This window comes from Streptomyces sp. CB00316, from assembly GCF_001905595.1.
Lineage (GTDB): Bacteria > Actinomycetota > Actinomycetes > Streptomycetales > Streptomycetaceae > Streptomyces.
Genome location: NZ_LIXI01000002.1, coordinates 22,099 through 37,406, shown reverse-complemented (window position 1 = coordinate 37,406; position 15,308 = coordinate 22,099). Strand labels below are relative to the sequence as shown.

The following is a 15,308-nucleotide window of genomic DNA, read 5'->3' as shown; positions in this document are numbered from 1 at the left end:
CGGACTGGAACGGAAGGCCATCGCCGCGTGAATACGACAGCTCCGAAGGAACCCCTCGACGCGAGGGACCGCCCCGCCCGCCTCACCGTCGGCGTCGTGGGAGCGGGCCGCGTCGGCCCCGCACTCGCCGCCGCGCTCCAGCTCGCCGGCCACCGCCCGGTGGCCGTCTCGGGCGTCTCCGACGCGTCCCGGCGCCGCGCGGCCACCCTCCTCCCCGACGTGCCCGTGGTGACGCCCGCCGAGGTCCTGGCCCGCGCCGAGCTGGTGCTGCTGACCGTCCCCGACGACGCGCTGCCCGGCCTGGTCGAAGGGCTCGCCGAGACCGGTGCCGTACGGCCGGGACAGCTCCTCGTCCACACCTCCGGGCGGTACGGGGCCCGGGTCCTGGACCCCGCGCTGCGGGCCGGGGCCCTGCCGCTCGCGCTGCACCCGGCGATGACGTTCACCGGCACCTCCGTCGACGTCCAGCGGCTCGCGGGCTGCTCGTTCGGGGTCACCGCCCCCGAGGAGCTGCGGCTGGCCGCCGAGGCGCTGGTCATCGAGATGGGCGGCGAGCCGGAGTGGATCGCCGAGGAGTCCCGCCCGCTCTACCACGCGGCCCTGGCCCTCGGCGCGAACCACCTGGTCACCCTGGTCGCCGAGTCGATGGAGCTGCTGGCCAAGGCCGGGGTCACCGCCCCGGACCGGATGCTCGGCCCCTTGCTGGGAGCCGCCCTGGACAACGCCCTGCGCTCCGGCGACGCCGCGCTGACCGGCCCGGTGGCCCGGGGCGACGCGGGCACGGTCGCCGCCCATGTGGGCGAGCTGCGCGCGCACGCCCCCCAGATGGTCAGGGGCTACCTCGCGATGGCCCGCGCCACGGCCGACCGGGCGCTGGCCCACGGCCTGCTCAAGCCGGAGCTGGCGGAGGACCTGCTCGTCGCCCTGGCCGACCAGGAAGGCCGCCCGGGCTCCATCGGACCGGGGGAGACCCGATGACCACGACCGGCAGCTCCACCCCGACCGGCAACACGGGCACCACAGGGCCTCAGGGCACCCCCACCCCCGCCCTCCTCCGCACCGCCGCCGAGCTCGACGCGCTCCCTCGCCCCGCCGGGGCCGCGCGGGCCGTCGTCATGACGATGGGCGCCCTCCACGAGGGCCACGCCACCCTGATCCGCACCGCCCGCGAGGCCGCGGGTCCGGACGGCCAGGTCGTGGTCACCGTCTTCGTGAACCCGCTCCAGTTCGGCGAGGCGGCCGACCTCGACCGCTACCCGCGCACCCTGGACGCCGACCTGGAGACCGCCGCCGCGGCGGGCGCCGCCGCGGTCTTCGCCCCCGGCGTGGACGAGGTCTACCCCGGCGGCGAACCCCAGGTCCGGATCACCGCGGGCCCCATGGGCGAGCGGCTCGAAGGGGCCTCCCGCCCCGGCCACTTCGACGGCATGCTCACCGTCGTCGCCAAGCTCCTCCACCTCACCCGCCCCGACGAGGCGTTCTACGGGCAGAAGGACGCTCAGCAGCTCGCCCTGATCACCCGCATGGTCCGCGACCTGAACTTCCCCGTCCGGATCACCGGCGTGCCCACCGTCCGCGACCCCGACGGCCTCGCGCTCTCCAGCCGCAACCGGTTCCTGTCCCCGCAGGAGCGGCACACCGCCCTCGCCCTGCCCCGCGCCCTGTTCGCGGCCCAGGACCGCCTCGCCGCCCAGCAGGCCCTGCACGAACGCGCCAAGGCCACCGCCCCCCGCGGCGACCGGGCCGCCGGCCTCAACCGGCTGGGCGAGGCCCGGGCCGCAGCCGACGCCCAGGCCGTGGCGCTGGCCCGGCCGAACGGGGCGCCCGCCGCCGTACGGGCCACCGCGCGCGCCATCCTGGAAGAGGCCGCCGCCCGGGACAGCCACCCGCTCGTCCTGGACTACCTGGCCCTGGTCGACCCGGCGGACTTCACCGAGATCCCCGACGACCGCGAGAGCGGAGAGGCGATCCTCGCCGTCGCCGCCCGGGTCGGGGACACCCGCCTCATCGACAACATCCCCCTCACCTTCGGAGCCCTGACGTGACCGGAATACGGCTGACCGCCCCCGCCCCCGGCTGGGCCATCGACGCGGACGTCGTGGTGGTCGGCTCCGGAGTCGCCGGTCTCACCACCGCCCTGCGCTGCGCGGCCGCCGGCCTGGACACCGTGGTCGTCACCAAGGCCCGGCTCGACGACGGATCGACCCGCTGGGCCCAGGGCGGCATCGCCGCGGCTCTCGGCGAGGGCGACACCCCCGAGCAGCACCTGGACGACACCCTGGTCGCGGGCGCGGGCCTCTGCGACGAGGAGGCCGTACGGACCCTGGTCACCGAGGGCCCCGACGCCGTACGCCGCCTGATCACCACCGGCGCCACGTTCGACACCACCGACAGCGGCGACATAGCGCTCACCCGCGAGGGCGGCCACCACCGCCGCCGCATCGCCCACGCGGGCGGCGACGCGACCGGCGCCGAGATCTCCCGGGCCCTGGTCGAGGCGGTCCGCTCGGCCGCCCTGCACACCATCGAGAACGCGCTCGTCCTGGACCTGCTCACCGACGCCGAAGGCCGTACGGCAGGGGTCTCCCTGCACGTCATGGGCGAGGGCCAGCACGACGGCGTCGGCGCGGTCCGGGCCCCCTCGGTCGTCCTCGCGACCGGCGGCATGGGCCAGGTCTTCTCCGCCACCACCAACCCGTCGGTCTCCACCGGGGACGGCGTGGCGTTGGCTTTGCGGGCCGGGGCGGAGGTCTCCGACCTGGAGTTCGTCCAGTTCCACCCGACCGTCCTCTTCCTCGGCGCCGACTCCGAGGGCCAGCAGCCGCTGGTCTCCGAGGCGGTACGCGGCGAGGGCGCCCACCTCGTGGACGCCACCGGCACCCGCTTCATGCTCGGGCAGCACGAGCTGGCCGAGCTGGCCCCCCGCGACATCGTCGCCAAGGCCATCACCCGCCAGATGCACGAGCACGGCACCGAGCACATGTATCTGGACGCCCGGCACTTCGGCGCGCAGATGTGGGAGCAGCGCTTCCCCACCATCCTGGCCGCCTGCCGCGCCCACGGCATCGACCCGGTCACCGAGCCCGTCCCGGTCGCCCCGGCCGCGCACTACGCCTCCGGCGGCATCCGCACCGACCTGCGCGGCCGCACGACCGTCCCCGGCCTGTACGCCTGCGGTGAGGTCGCCTGCACGGGCGTGCACGGCGCGAACCGGCTGGCGTCGAACTCCCTCCTGGAGGGCCTGGTCTTCGCCGAGCGCATCGCCGCCGACATCGCCGAGACCCGCCTGCCGCGCACCGAACCGGCGGAGGCCGCGAGCGAGGGCGACGACGTCCCCGTCCCGCTGCTCGCCCCCGAGACCCGTACGGCGATCCAGCGCATCATGACCCGGGGCGCCGGAGTCCTCCGCTCCGCCGCGTCCCTGGCCGCCGCCGCCGAGGAGCTGGAGGCCCTGCACCGCAGCGCCGCCGCCGACGTGGAAGCCGCCGACCCGAAGGACGCGGTCCCCGGGGTCGACGCCTGGGAGGTCACCAACCTGCTGCTGGTCTCCCGGGTCCTGGTCGCCGCCGCCCGGGAGCGCGAGGAGACCCGCGGCTGCCACTGGCGCGAGGACCGGCCCGACCGCGACGACGCGCACTGGCGCGCCCACCTGGTCGTCCGTATCGCCCCGGACCGCACCCCGGTCGTCCACCGTACGGAGACCGCCGCATTCCCGCCCGTACGCCCGGTGGATTGACCAGACTGCTGACAGCAGCGGCGCGAGCCGCACCCGCACCACCCGCCACGCCCCGAGGAGCCGCAACCGTGTCCACGCCCGAAGAGAATCCGCGCCCCACACCTGTGGACGTACCGCTGATCCGGGTCGGCGCGCCCGCACCCGCCGCGCCCTCCGGGGGTTGCGGCGACGACTGCGGCTGCGGCGGTGACGACGGATTCGACCCCGACGCCCTGGAGTGCGGGCTCGACCCCGCGCTCGCCCTGCTCCTGGCCGAGGCGGGTCTCGACCCCGTCCAGGTCGAGGACGTCGCCCATGTGGCGATCGAGGAGGACCTCGACGGCGGGGTGGACGTCACGACCGTGGCGACCGTCCCCGAGGACGCCGTGATCACCGGTGACTTCACCGCCCGCGAGGCGGGGGTCGTGGCCGGGCTCCGGGTCGCGGAGGCGGTCCTGTCGATCGTCTGCACCGAGGAGTTCGAGGTCGAGCGGCACGTCGAGGACGGCGAGCGGGTCGCCCCCGGCCAGAAGCTGCTCACCGTCACCACCCGCACCCGCGACCTGTTGACCGGCGAGCGCAGCGCGCTGAACCTGCTCTGCCGCCTCTCCGGCATCGCCACCGCCACCCGTGCCTGGGCGGACGTGCTGGAGGGTTCCAAGGCCCAGGTCCGCGACACCCGCAAGACGACGGCGGGCCTGCGCGCGCTGGAGAAGTACGCCGTGCGCTGCGGCGGCGGTGTCAACCACCGGATGTCCCTCTCCGACGCGGCCCTGGTCAAGGACAACCACGTCATCGCGGCGGGCGGGGTGGCGGAGGCGTTCAAGCGGGTCCGCGCCGAGTTCCCCGACCTGCCCATCGAGGTCGAGGTCGACACGCTGGAGCAGGTCCGCGAGGTGCTGGACGCGGGCGTCGACCTGATCCTGCTGGACAACTTCAGCCCGGCTGGGACGGCCGAGGCGGTGGCCCTGGTCGACGGCCGCGCGATCCTCGAATCCTCCGGTCGCCTCACCCTCGACTCGGCCCGCGCCTACGCGGACGCGGGCGTCGACTACCTGGCCGTCGGGGCGCTCACCCACTCCTCGCCGATCCTCGACATCGGCCTGGACTTCCGCGACGCGGACGCGGACGCAGCCACGGACACCACCAGTGACGGGGCCGACGTCTGATGCTGCTCACCATCGACGTCGGCAACACGCACACGGTCCTCGGCCTCTTCGACGGCGAGGAGATCGTCGAGCACTGGCGGATCTCCACCGACGCCCGCCGCACCGCCGACGAGCTGGCGGTCCTGCTCCAGGGCCTGATGGGCATGCACCCGCTGCTCGGCATGGAGTTGGGCGACGGCATCGAGGGCATCGCGATCTGCGCGACCGTCCCGTCCGTCCTGCACGAGCTGCGCGAGGTCACCCGCCGCTATTACGGTGACGTGCCCGCCGTCCTGGTGGAGCCCGGGGTCAAGACCGGTGTCCCGGTCCTGATGGACAACCCCAAGGAGGTCGGCGCGGACCGCATCATCAACGCGGTCGCCGCCGTGGAGCTGTACGGGGGCCCGGCGATCGTCGTCGACTTCGGCACCGCCACCACCTTCGACGCGGTCTCCGCGCGCGGGGAGTACGCGGGCGGGGTCATCGCCCCCGGCATCGAGATCTCCGTCGAGGCGCTCGGGGTCAAGGGCGCCCAGCTCCGCAAGATCGAGCTCGCCCGGCCGCGCAGCGTGATCGGCAAGAACACCGTCGAGGCCATGCAGTCCGGCATCGTCTACGGCTTCGCGGGCCAGGTCGACGGGGTGGTGACCCGGATGAAGAAGGAGCTGACCGCCGACCCGGACGACGTCACGGTCATCGCGACCGGCGGCCTTGCTCCGATGGTGTTGGGGGAGTCCTCCGTCATCGACGAGCACGAGCCGTGGCTGACGCTCATCGGGCTGCGTCTGGTCTACGAGCGGAACGTGTCCCGGTCGTAGACGATCCGGCACGATCCGGCCGCGCGGGCGCGGCGTACCAGCGGGAACGGCTGCCGACGGAGTGCCGGCGCGGCCTCCGGCCAACGTTCGCGGGCGCCGCGCCACCGACGACCAGTTAAACGGATTTTGTCCCTTTAGCACGTATTGTCGCGTTATGCCCACGCCCTACGGTTCACGAGGCGGCATGGCGTTCAGCGCGGACGAGCTGCGGGTGCTCCGACGTGCGCTTGCCATCGCCCTCCACCCCATGCCCCTGTCTGACGAGGATGTCCAGGACTGCCTGCGGCTCGCGGGCTCCGTGGACGAGGCGGTCGGGGAGGCGGGCCGGCTGCGAGCGTTCCTCCTCGCCGACCTCGCCCGCTACCGCGCCGCCCTCCCCGGCTCCGTCGCCGGCTATCTGGAGCTCCTCCAGGACGCCCTGGCGGCCGGCTACGACCCCCGCCCGGACGATCTGGCGGCCCTGCGCGCCCTGCGCGGGAAGCCGCTCGCCGCGGCCCTCCTGGAGCGCTGCCAGATCCTCGCCGAGCGCTCCGTACGCGCCCGGCTCGCCGGCCGCTCCGCCGCCCTGTCGGCCCCCGGCCCCCGCAGCCGCCTGCTGGCCCTCCCCGGCGGCCGGGCGGCCGACCGGGAGCCGGACCGCCCCAAGGCCCCGGCCGCCCCCGTCCCGGGCCGCTCGCCGGCCCCCGGCCCCCGCCCGGCGCCCAAGCCGTCCGAGGTCTTCCCGCCCCGGCGCCGCCCCACCCCACCCCCGTCGGAGGAGGAGCGCGCCGCGGGCTGACCCGGCCCGCACGCACGCCCCGTACGACGGGAACGCCGCGGCCTCTACCGGGAGGTCGCCGCGTCCCGTCGTACGGGGCTCGCTACTCTGGACGGCATGGACTACGTATCCGCGCTCGTGCCCCCCGTGGTGATGGCCATCTTCTTCATCGGCCTGGTCGTGACGATCGTCAAGAGCCATGGCGGTCCGAACAAGGCCAAGGAGGACGGCGCCGTGGACGCCGCGATCGCCCGCGCGGAATCCGTAAAGCAGACCGCTCGTCCGGAGAACGCCTGACCGCACGGTCCGCCCCCTCGCATCCCTGGAGCGCACGGCTCATGAGAGCCGTGCGCTCTTTTGGCTCTGCAAATAACCGACCATTCAGGACATCTGGCACTAAAGTGGTCCCGTGCCCCGCCAATTGGGAGAGCTGGAAGACGCCGTGATGACCCGCGTCTGGCAATGGAACCGTCCGGTCACGGTGCGGGAAGTCCTTGAGGACCTCCAGCAGGAACGGTCCATCGCCTACACGACGGTGATGACGGTAATGGACAATCTCCATCAGAAGGGCTGGGTCCGCAGGGAAGTGGACGGCCGGGCATATCGATATACGGCCGTCTCCACCAGGGCTGCCTACTCGGCCGCACTGATGAACGAAGCCTGGTCGCAGAGCGACAACCCGGCCGCCGCCCTTGTCGCGTTCTTCGGCATGATGTCGCCGGGGCAGCGCGAAGCACTTCAGGACGCTGTTCGCATGGTTTCCCCGAACCCGGCGGACAACTCCGCCGACAATCCGGCGGGCGGCCCGGCGGGCAATCCGGAGGACGGCCCACCGGAACCGACCGCCGGAGCCCCCGAAGGCTCCGACCCGGCCGATGACGCGGAGCCCGAGGGCGGGCGATAGCGTCGGGGCATGTCCCCAGAGCAGCCGCAAACCGAACCGGATACCGACTTTCATACCGACCCGTCGGTAAATAGGCCCGCCATCACCGTCCGCCGGGCCAGGACGAGTGATGTGTCATCCGTACGCCGGCTCCTCGACGGGTACGTGTCCGGCGGCATCCTGCTCGACAAAGCCACCGTCACCCTTTATGAGGACATCCAGGAGTTCTGGGTCGCGGAACGCGACGAGGACGCCCGGGTCATCGGCTGTGGCGCTCTCCATGTGATGTGGGAAGACCTCGCGGAAGTCCGGACTCTCGCCGTCGACCCCCGCATCAAGGGGGCAGGGGTGGGGCGTCACGTACTGGAGAAGCTTCTGCAGACCGCCCGCTGGCTCGGGGTGCGCAGGGTTTTCTGCCTCACCTTCGAAGTGGACTTCTTCGCGAAGCACGGGTTCGTCGAGATCGGAGAGACTCCGGTCGACACCGATGTCTACAGCGAGCTGCTGCGTTCCTACGACGAGGGCGTCGCCGAGTTCCTCGGTCTCGAACGAGTGAAGCCGAACACCTTGGGCAACAGCCGGATGCTTCTGCACCTGTGATGCGCGGATGATGTGCGGAAGCCCTGCATCCCTATGTCCGAATCGCGCACGTTTCCCGTGTTCTCGCGCTCCTGAACCTCTCCCGGGGGTTTGTGTTTTCCCGAGAAAAGCGGTTTCCTTTCCGCGTACTCCATTTTCGATGAAAGGAAATCCCGTGGCACAGAAGGTTCAGGTCCTTCTTGTCGATGACCTCGACGGTGTCGAGGCGGACGAGACCGTGACGTTCGCGCTCGACGGCAAGACGTACGAGATCGACCTCACCACGGCCAATGCGGACAAGCTTCGCGGCCTTCTCGAGCCCTACACCAAGGGTGGCCGCCGCACCGGTGGCCGTGCCGCGACGGGCCGTGGCAAGGGCCGCGCCGTGGCCGGTGGCAACAAGGACACCGCGGAAATCCGCCGGTGGGCCCGGGAGAACGGCCACAACGTGAATGACCGTGGCCGCGTTCCCGCCGAGATCCGTGAGGCTTACGAGAAGGCCAACGGCTGATCTGCCGGACCGCCCTTACGCAGCCCGGCCCGGGCACGGGACAACCGGACCCGATGGCATTCCGTCGCCGCGGAGTCCACCAGGCGTACGAGATCGGGGGCATCCCCACCGCTGCTCCCGAAGCCCGCGAGAGCGGGAAGCGTCGGCCCGGGCACATGCCTCGGCTCGGGGGGCCGCAGCCAGACGGCGGCCCCCGGCGAGCCCGCACCACCACCCCGGGGTGACGGAGCCGTGATCCGGCCCCCCGCCCCCACGGCGGTCAGATCGAGCGAAATCGGACCCCACTCCAGCCAGTCGAGCAGCCCCGGCAGCTCATCGGCGCCGCCCACGGCGACCAGCAGCCCCATCCGGTCACCACTCAGCAGCACCGGCCCGGTCCGCACAGGGCGGCGCAGCAGGGCGTGACCGGCCTCCGCGGGAAGTTCCAGCACGTCGAAGCGGACCCCGGTGAGCAGCCGCACCGGAGAGCGCCCCTCGGTCGCCCAGCCGAGCCTCTGCTCGTACCAGCGGGCGAGAGCGGCGGGACCGGGAGTGATCGGCTCTGGACCGGCACCGCCGGGACCGGCATCGGGTGACGACCGGGGCGGCGGAACGGTGAAGGCCATGTCCGATGAACCGTTGAACCGACGGCGAGGTTACGCAGGGTTCTCAGGTGAGCACTTTGTGTCCGGCTTTCAAGGGCGCGCGGGGGCGTTCAGCAGCGCAAGGTTGTTCGCCCGTAGCGGAGGGAACCGGGGCGCGCCGCATGGACTGTCAGTGATTGCGGGTAAGACTTTCCTAGTGGGAAGGGGCGACACGCTGGCCGAGGCGTCTCACGTTCGCCATCGGCGTACTGGCGAAAGGGGTATCTGCCTGGCCTGCGGGAACATCGTCTCGCACCATCGGGTTGGAGCAGTTGTCAGCTGTTCGGCAGTAAGAATCCCCGCCCGGTGCGGGGTGATCCGGACGGATGTCGGCAGTTGGAATGAGCTGTCCCGTCCTGCGGGACTAGCATGCGGAAGGACTGGGAGGGGACCGACCCCTCACTGACCGACCGCTCTGAGGAGCGATTAACGATGTTCGAGAGGTTCACCGACCGCGCGCGGCGGGTTGTCGTCCTGGCTCAGGAAGAAGCCCGGATGCTCAACCACAACTACATCGGCACCGAGCACATCCTCCTGGGCCTGATCCATGAGGGTGAGGGTGTCGCCGCTAAGGCCCTGGAGAGCCTCGGGATTTCGCTCGAGGCGGTCCGCCAGCAGGTGGAGGAGATCATCGGGCAGGGGCAGCAGGCCCCTTCCGGACACATCCCCTTCACCCCGCGAGCCAAGAAGGTCCTGGAGCTCTCGCTCCGCGAGGCCCTTCAGCTGGGCCACAACTACATCGGCACCGAGCACATCCTGCTCGGCCTGATCCGCGAGGGCGAGGGCGTCGCCGCCCAGGTCCTCGTGAAGCTGGGCGCCGACCTGAACCGGGTCCGGCAGCAGGTCATCCAGCTGCTTTCCGGATACTCGGGCGGCAAGGAGACGGCGGCCGCGGGCGGCCCCGCGGAGGGCACGCCCTCCACCTCCCTGGTGCTCGACCAGTTCGGCCGGAACCTCACCCAGGCCGCTCGTGAATCCAAGCTCGACCCGGTCATCGGGCGCGAGAAGGAGATCGAGCGGGTCATGCAGGTGCTGTCCCGCCGAACCAAGAACAACCCGGTCCTCATCGGCGAGCCCGGCGTCGGCAAGACGGCGGTCGTCGAGGGCCTGGCCCAGGCGATCGTCAAGGGCGAGGTGCCCGAGACCCTCAAGGACAAGCACCTCTACACCCTGGACCTCGGCGCCCTTGTCGCCGGTTCGCGGTACCGGGGTGACTTCGAGGAGCGCCTGAAGAAGGTCCTCAAGGAGATCCGCACCCGCGGCGACATCATCCTGTTCATCGACGAGCTCCACACGCTCGTGGGTGCGGGTGCCGCCGAGGGCGCCATCGACGCGGCTTCGATCCTGAAGCCGATGCTGGCGCGCGGTGAGCTCCAGACCATCGGTGCCACCACGCTCGACGAGTACCGCAAGCACCTGGAGAAGGACGCCGCTCTCGAGCGCCGCTTCCAGCCCATCCAGGTCGCGGAGCCGTCGCTGCCGCACACCATCGAGATCCTGAAGGGCCTGCGCGACCGTTACGAGGCCCACCACCGGGTCTCCATCACGGACGAGGCCCTAGTCCAGGCCGCGACCCTGGCCGACCGGTACATCTCGGACCGCTTCCTGCCGGACAAGGCGATCGACCTGATCGACGAGGCCGGCTCCCGGATGCGCATCCGCCGGATGACCGCGCCGCCGGACCTCCGCGAGTTCGACGAGAAGATCGCGGGTGTGCGTCGCGACAAGGAGTCGGCCATCGACTCCCAGGACTTCGAGAAGGCGGCTTCCCTCCGCGACAAGGAGAAGCAGCTGCTGGCGGCGAAGACCAAGCGCGAGAAGGAGTGGAAGGCCGGCGACATGGACGTCGTCGCCGAGGTCGACGGCGAGCTCATCGCCGAAGTCCTGGCCACGGCCACCGGTATCCCGGTCTTCAAGCTGACGGAGGAGGAGTCCTCCCGTCTGCTGCGCATGGAGGACGAGCTCCACAAGCGCGTCATCGGGCAGAAGGACGCCATCAAGGCCCTCTCGCAGGCGATCCGCCGTACGCGAGCCGGTCTGAAGGACCCCAAGCGCCCCGGTGGCTCGTTCATCTTCGCCGGCCCGTCCGGTGTCGGTAAGACGGAGCTCTCCAAGACGCTCGCCGAATTCCTCTTCGGTGACGAGGACGCGCTGATCTCCCTCGACATGTCGGAGTTCAGCGAGAAGCACACGGTTTCCCGCCTCTTCGGTTCGCCCCCCGGCTACGTGGGCTACGAAGAGGGCGGCCAGCTCACCGAGAAGGTGCGCCGCAAGCCGTTCTCCGTCGTCCTCTTCGACGAGGTCGAGAAGGCCCACCCCGATATCTTCAATTCCCTGCTCCAGATCCTGGAGGACGGTCGTCTGACCGACTCCCAGGGCCGGGTCGTGGACTTCAAGAACACGGTCATCATCATGACGACCAACCTCGGGACCCGGGACATCTCCAAGGGCTTCAACCTGGGCTTCGCCGCCCAGGGCGACGTCAAGACGAACTACGAGCGGATGAAGGTCAAGGTCAACGAAGAGCTCAAGCAGCACTTCCGGCCGGAATTCCTCAACCGTGTCGACGACACGGTCGTCTTCCACCAGCTGACCGAGGAAGACATCATCCAGATCGTCGACCTCATGCTCGCCAAGGTGGACGAGCGGCTCAAGGACCGGGACATGGGCATCGAGCTCAGCTCCGAGGCCAAGTCGCTCCTGGCGAAGAAGGGCTACGACCCCGTGATGGGCGCCCGGCCGCTGCGCCGGACGATCCAGCGCGAGATCGAGGACATCCTCTCCGAGAAGATCCTCTTCGGTGAGCTGCGCCCCGGTCACATCGTGGTCGTCGGCGTCGAGGGCGAAGGCGACGAGAAGAAGTTCTCGTTCCGCGGCGAGGAGAAGTCGGCTCTGCCCGACGTCCCCCCGATCGAGCAGGCGGCAGGCGGCGCCGGCCCGAACCTGTCGAAGGACGCGTGACGCCCGCGCCCATGGCGTGAGCTTGTCGTGAAGGGGCTGCCCCGGAACCGGTATCCGTACCGGTTCCGGGGCAGCCCCTTCTGCGCGCTCAGGAGGCGGTCATCCGTAGCGTTCCTGCAGCAGGCCCCCCAGGTTGAGCAGGTGGGCCAGGATCTTCTCCGGCGGGCCCTGTTCGGCGACCCGCTCCATCCCGTCAGCGCCCGGCCGATCTGACGCGGCCCCTGCGCCCGCGCGAACTTCAACTGGCCCTCGCGCACCAGCCGCACCGCGATCCGCTGGGGCGGCTGGGTGTGTTCCTCGACCTCCAGCCCGATGCCCTCGGGCCCCCGACCCGGCGGCGGCGGTCGCGGTTGCCGAGGAGCCTCCCCAGGGCCGAGCTGTACAGCTGCCACGGGGTCTCCGGGAGGAAGCAGTCCCGGCGGCGGTGCAGGGCGCAGATCGCCGCGCAGAGCAACGGCGTGCGGGCGAGGTCACGCAGCGTGGGATTCCCGGGCGAACTGGCGGGACAGATCGCGTTCCAGCCCGTCCAGGGCCTCGGCGTCGTCCGGCTGGGACGACCGGGCGGCCCGGTGCCACGAGGCCGCCTTGGCCCCCTTGCGGAGGCGGATCCGCTTTCCCGCCGGCGTAGTGATGCAGCAGGCCGAAGGTCCCGAATCGGACGGACTCGGGTCCCACCGGCGGTGACAAGGCGCACAGGCCGAAACAGGCCTACTACCAGGGCTAGGGGATGCTGTCAGGAGCGGTGGAGGGACGTTGGGCCCGGCCGGCGGGGCCCCCGCCCCCGTGTCGGGCGATACGGCCCGTTCGCGGTGCCATGTACGGAAAAGTGCCCCCAGAGCAGCGTTTGAACCCCCTTCGGGTGAGGATTTCGTCGCCCGGTTCAGGCACTCGAAGTGGGGCGACAGCGACGAATTCCCGGCCCCCCTCCTACGGCTTTTCTTCGTAGATGGGGTGTTTGAGCATCGGCTGGGGTGCGGGTTACCAAGGTGGAGCAAGCCCGGACAGCACGCCGGGTCCACTCACCTTCGGAGGACTTCACCGTATGAAGCGCGCAACGAACCAGCACACCATCCGCCCGTCCGCCTCCCGCATCCGTGGCGCCGTCCTGGCCGCCGGCCTGGGAGCGTCCGTGGTGCTGGGTGCGGGCTCGGCGTTCGCGGCCGGCAACGCGGACGCCGCCGCTCCCCTCGCCTCGGGCACCACCGCCCAGTCGGTCGCCCAGCAGGCGACCGCGCAGAGCAACGCCGCCGAGACGGCCAAGAAGACGGCGGCGCAGAAGGCCTCCGACGCGAAGAAGAAGGCCGAGGACAAGAAGAAGGCGGCCAAGAAGAACGCCGCCTCCTGGAAGGCCCCGGTCAAGAAGTACACGCTGAGCGCCAGCTACGGCACCGGCGGCGCCCGCTGGGCCGCCAAGCACTCCGGCCAGGACTTCGCCGTGCCGGTCGGCACCCCGGTCACCGCCGCCCACACCGGCACCATCGTGAAGGCCGGCCCGAACGGCGGCGGCGACGGCCCCGCGTACGGCAACGCCGTCGTGATCAAGCACTCCAACGGCAAGTACTCGCAGTACGCGCACCTGTCGAAGATCAACGTGAAGATCGGCCAGCAGGTCACGACGGGCCAGAAGATCGCCCTGTCCGGCAACACCGGCAACTCCAGCGGCCCGCACCTGCACTTCGAGATCCGCACCACCCCGAACTACGGCTCGGCGCTGAACCCGGCCGCGTTCCTCCGCTCGGTGCACGTCTCCATCTGATCCGGCCGGCGTAACCGCGCGGACCTGCCGGGGGGCCCGGCGACCGCGCAGCACAACCGAACAGAGTCAGTGGACCCGTTACACCCCGGTACCCGGGGCGTGCGCCCGGGTCACCCGATCGACGGCGACGTCGAGGACAGCCTCACGGCTCAGTCCTCGGGGTCGCCGTCGGCGTTCCCCCGGAGGACCGACAGGGCAGCCTCACCCCTGCGGCTGCCGCTCGCCCACCGTCCGCGGCATCGGGAAGCTCCCCGTCGCCGTCGGCGCGTGCTCCGGCAGCCACAGCACCGCGATCGCCCCGCCCGTGCCCTCCGACGCACCCGAGGGCGCCGCGTTCCGGAAGGTCAGCCTGGCCCCCAGCACCCTTGCCTGCCCCGCCGCGATCGTCAGGCCCAGCCCGTGCCCGTGCCCGGCCCGGTCCATGGAGCCCGTACGGAACCGGCTCGGCCCGTCCCGCAGCAGTTCCTCCGGAAACCCCGGACCGTGGTCCCGGACCCGCACCACCCGGCCCTCCACCGTGACCTCCACCGGGGTGGAGCCGTGCTTGGCGGCGTTGCCGAGGAGGTTGCCGAGGATGCGCTCCAGGCGGCGCGGGTCCGTGGAGACCCAGGACTCGTGCACCACCTGCACGGTCACGTCCGGGTCGAGCAGCCCGATCCGCCGGCTGACGAACTCCCCGAGCGGCAGCTCCTGGAGCTCTGCCCGCTCCGAGGCACTGTCCAGGCGGGCCACCTCCAGCACGTCCTCGACCAGCGTCCGCATCGCCTGGGCCCGGTCCCGTACCAGCTCGGTCGGGCGGCCCGGCGGCAGCAGTTCGGCGGCCGTGAGCAGCCCGGTCACCGGCGTACGCAGCTCGTGGGCGATGTCGGCCGTGACCCGGCGCTCCGCCTCGATCCGCTCGTTCAGCGCGTCGGTCAGCGCGTCGACCGCCCGCGCCAGCTCGTCCGTCTCGTCACGGACGACCCCGCCGACGGCCTCCCGCACCCGCACGTCGGTGTGGCCCTCGGCGACCCGGCCTGCCGCGGCCGCCGCCTTGCGCAGTCGGCGGGAGAGCTGGCCGCCGATGAGGACGCCGAGGGCGCAGCCGCCGAAGACGACGGAGACCGAGCCGATGATCAGCGCCCGGTCCAGGTCGTCCATGATCGTCGCGGAGCGGTCCGCGAACCGGGTGTGCAGCGAGAGCACATCCCCGTTGGCCAGCGGAACGGCCGCCCAGACATCGGGCACCCCGTCGGAGGTCTCCGTCACATGGGTGGCCCGCCGGTTCTTGCGGACCTCGTCGCGCAGGCTCGGCGGGATCGCCGGGTCGTTGAGCTTCGCCCCGAACTTGGGCCCGCCCTTCTGCATGTTCGTCGCCTCGTAGAACCGCTGCGCGCCCAGCAGCCGCTCCAGCTGCACCTCGCGGGCGTTCTCGATCATCGAGACCCGGGCCGCATTGTGCACGACGAGGCTGAGCGCCACCGCGATGAGCGCGCCGACCGCGGCGATGGCGATGCTGATCTTCCAGCGGACACCGGTCCGCAGCGCCAGTCGCTTCATGGTCGTGTCACCGGCCGC

Annotated in this window: 14 protein-coding genes and 1 pseudogene; 12 read left to right on the top strand and 3 right to left on the bottom strand. The window is 71.6% G+C overall.

Translation table 11 applies throughout. The features are described from left to right. Window positions 1-27 precede the first annotated feature (27 nt). The 10 genes from AMK21_RS04285 to AMK21_RS04240 all read left to right on the top strand — a co-directional run bounded on the left by AMK21_RS04285 (window position 28) and on the right by AMK21_RS04240 (window position 8,411). A complete protein-coding gene (locus tag AMK21_RS04285) occupies window positions 28-978 on the top strand; it encodes a Rossmann-like and DUF2520 domain-containing protein (protein ID WP_073874367.1) in 951 nt (316 codons plus the stop codon). Further along, a complete protein-coding gene (gene panC / locus AMK21_RS04280) occupies window positions 975-2,045 on the top strand; it encodes a pantoate--beta-alanine ligase (protein WP_073874366.1) in 1,071 nt (356 codons plus the stop codon). The genes AMK21_RS04285 and panC overlap by 4 nt, the downstream gene beginning before the upstream one ends. Then, window positions 2,042-3,736, top strand: coding sequence for an L-aspartate oxidase (locus AMK21_RS04275; protein ID WP_073874365.1), 1,695 nt, complete (start codon window positions 2,042-2,044; stop codon window positions 3,734-3,736). Before panC ends, AMK21_RS04275 begins: the two co-directional genes overlap by 4 nt. A gap of 104 nt (window positions 3,737-3,840) precedes the next feature. After that, window positions 3,841-4,884, top strand: coding sequence for a carboxylating nicotinate-nucleotide diphosphorylase (gene nadC / locus AMK21_RS04270; RefSeq protein WP_199863129.1), 1,044 nt, complete (start codon window positions 3,841-3,843; stop codon window positions 4,882-4,884). Further along, window positions 4,884-5,681 carry a type III pantothenate kinase gene (locus AMK21_RS04265; RefSeq protein WP_073874361.1) on the top strand — a complete coding sequence of 266 codons (798 nt, stop codon included), beginning with the start codon at window positions 4,884-4,886 and terminating at the stop codon, window positions 5,679-5,681. Before nadC ends, AMK21_RS04265 begins: the two co-directional genes overlap by 1 nt. Before the next feature lie 184 nt (window positions 5,682-5,865). Beyond that, complete coding sequence (locus AMK21_RS04260; protein WP_073874359.1) at window positions 5,866-6,459, top strand: hypothetical protein; 594 nt, start codon at window positions 5,866-5,868, stop codon at window positions 6,457-6,459. A 96-nt stretch (window positions 6,460-6,555) separates the two neighbouring features. Further along, window positions 6,556-6,735: a hypothetical protein gene (locus tag AMK21_RS04255; protein WP_073874357.1), complete on the top strand. Its 180-nt coding sequence runs from the start codon at window positions 6,556-6,558 to the stop codon at window positions 6,733-6,735. A 148-nt stretch (window positions 6,736-6,883) separates the two neighbouring features. Next, window positions 6,884-7,342, top strand: a complete 459-nt coding sequence (locus AMK21_RS04250) for a BlaI/MecI/CopY family transcriptional regulator (RefSeq protein ID WP_234421821.1) — start codon at window positions 6,884-6,886, stop codon at window positions 7,340-7,342. A 9-nt stretch (window positions 7,343-7,351) separates the two neighbouring features. Next, complete coding sequence (locus tag AMK21_RS04245; protein WP_073874353.1) at window positions 7,352-7,921, top strand: amino-acid N-acetyltransferase; 570 nt, start codon at window positions 7,352-7,354, stop codon at window positions 7,919-7,921. 154 nt (window positions 7,922-8,075) lie between these two features. Next, window positions 8,076-8,411, top strand: a complete 336-nt coding sequence (locus tag AMK21_RS04240) for a histone-like nucleoid-structuring protein Lsr2 (RefSeq protein ID WP_003968298.1) — start codon at window positions 8,076-8,078, stop codon at window positions 8,409-8,411. On the opposite strand, the gene AMK21_RS04235 is transcribed toward AMK21_RS04240, so the two are convergent. Continuing rightward, the gene (locus AMK21_RS04235) at window positions 8,390-9,016 is read right to left on the bottom strand and encodes an SCO3374 family protein (RefSeq protein ID WP_073874351.1); all 627 of its coding nucleotides are present in this window, start codon (window positions 9,014-9,016) and stop codon (window positions 8,390-8,392) included. The two genes, AMK21_RS04240 and AMK21_RS04235, sit on opposite strands and share 22 nt — an antisense overlap. 450 nt (window positions 9,017-9,466) lie before the next feature. Here AMK21_RS04235 and AMK21_RS04225 point away from each other — a divergent pair, with 450 nt between their 5' ends. Beyond that, window positions 9,467-11,995 carry an ATP-dependent Clp protease ATP-binding subunit gene (locus AMK21_RS04225; protein ID WP_073874349.1) on the top strand — a complete coding sequence of 843 codons (2,529 nt, stop codon included), beginning with the start codon at window positions 9,467-9,469 and terminating at the stop codon, window positions 11,993-11,995. A 108-nt stretch (window positions 11,996-12,103) separates the two neighbouring features. On the opposite strand, the pseudogene AMK21_RS35730 reads toward AMK21_RS04225, so the two are convergent. Then, window positions 12,104-12,585, bottom strand: a pseudogene (locus tag AMK21_RS35730) (ATP-binding protein); the annotation flags it as partial. A 452-nt stretch (window positions 12,586-13,037) separates the two neighbouring features. On the opposite strand from AMK21_RS35730, the gene AMK21_RS04215 reads away from it, so the two are divergent. Then, window positions 13,038-13,751, top strand: coding sequence for a M23 family metallopeptidase (locus tag AMK21_RS04215; RefSeq protein ID WP_073874347.1), 714 nt, complete (start codon window positions 13,038-13,040; stop codon window positions 13,749-13,751). 201 nt (window positions 13,752-13,952) lie between these two features. On the opposite strand, the gene cseC is transcribed toward AMK21_RS04215, so the two are convergent. Further along, window positions 13,953-15,290, bottom strand: a complete 1,338-nt coding sequence (cseC, locus tag AMK21_RS04210; RefSeq protein WP_073874345.1) for a two-component system sensor histidine kinase CseC — start codon at window positions 15,288-15,290, stop codon at window positions 13,953-13,955. Window positions 15,291-15,308 lie beyond the last annotated feature (18 nt).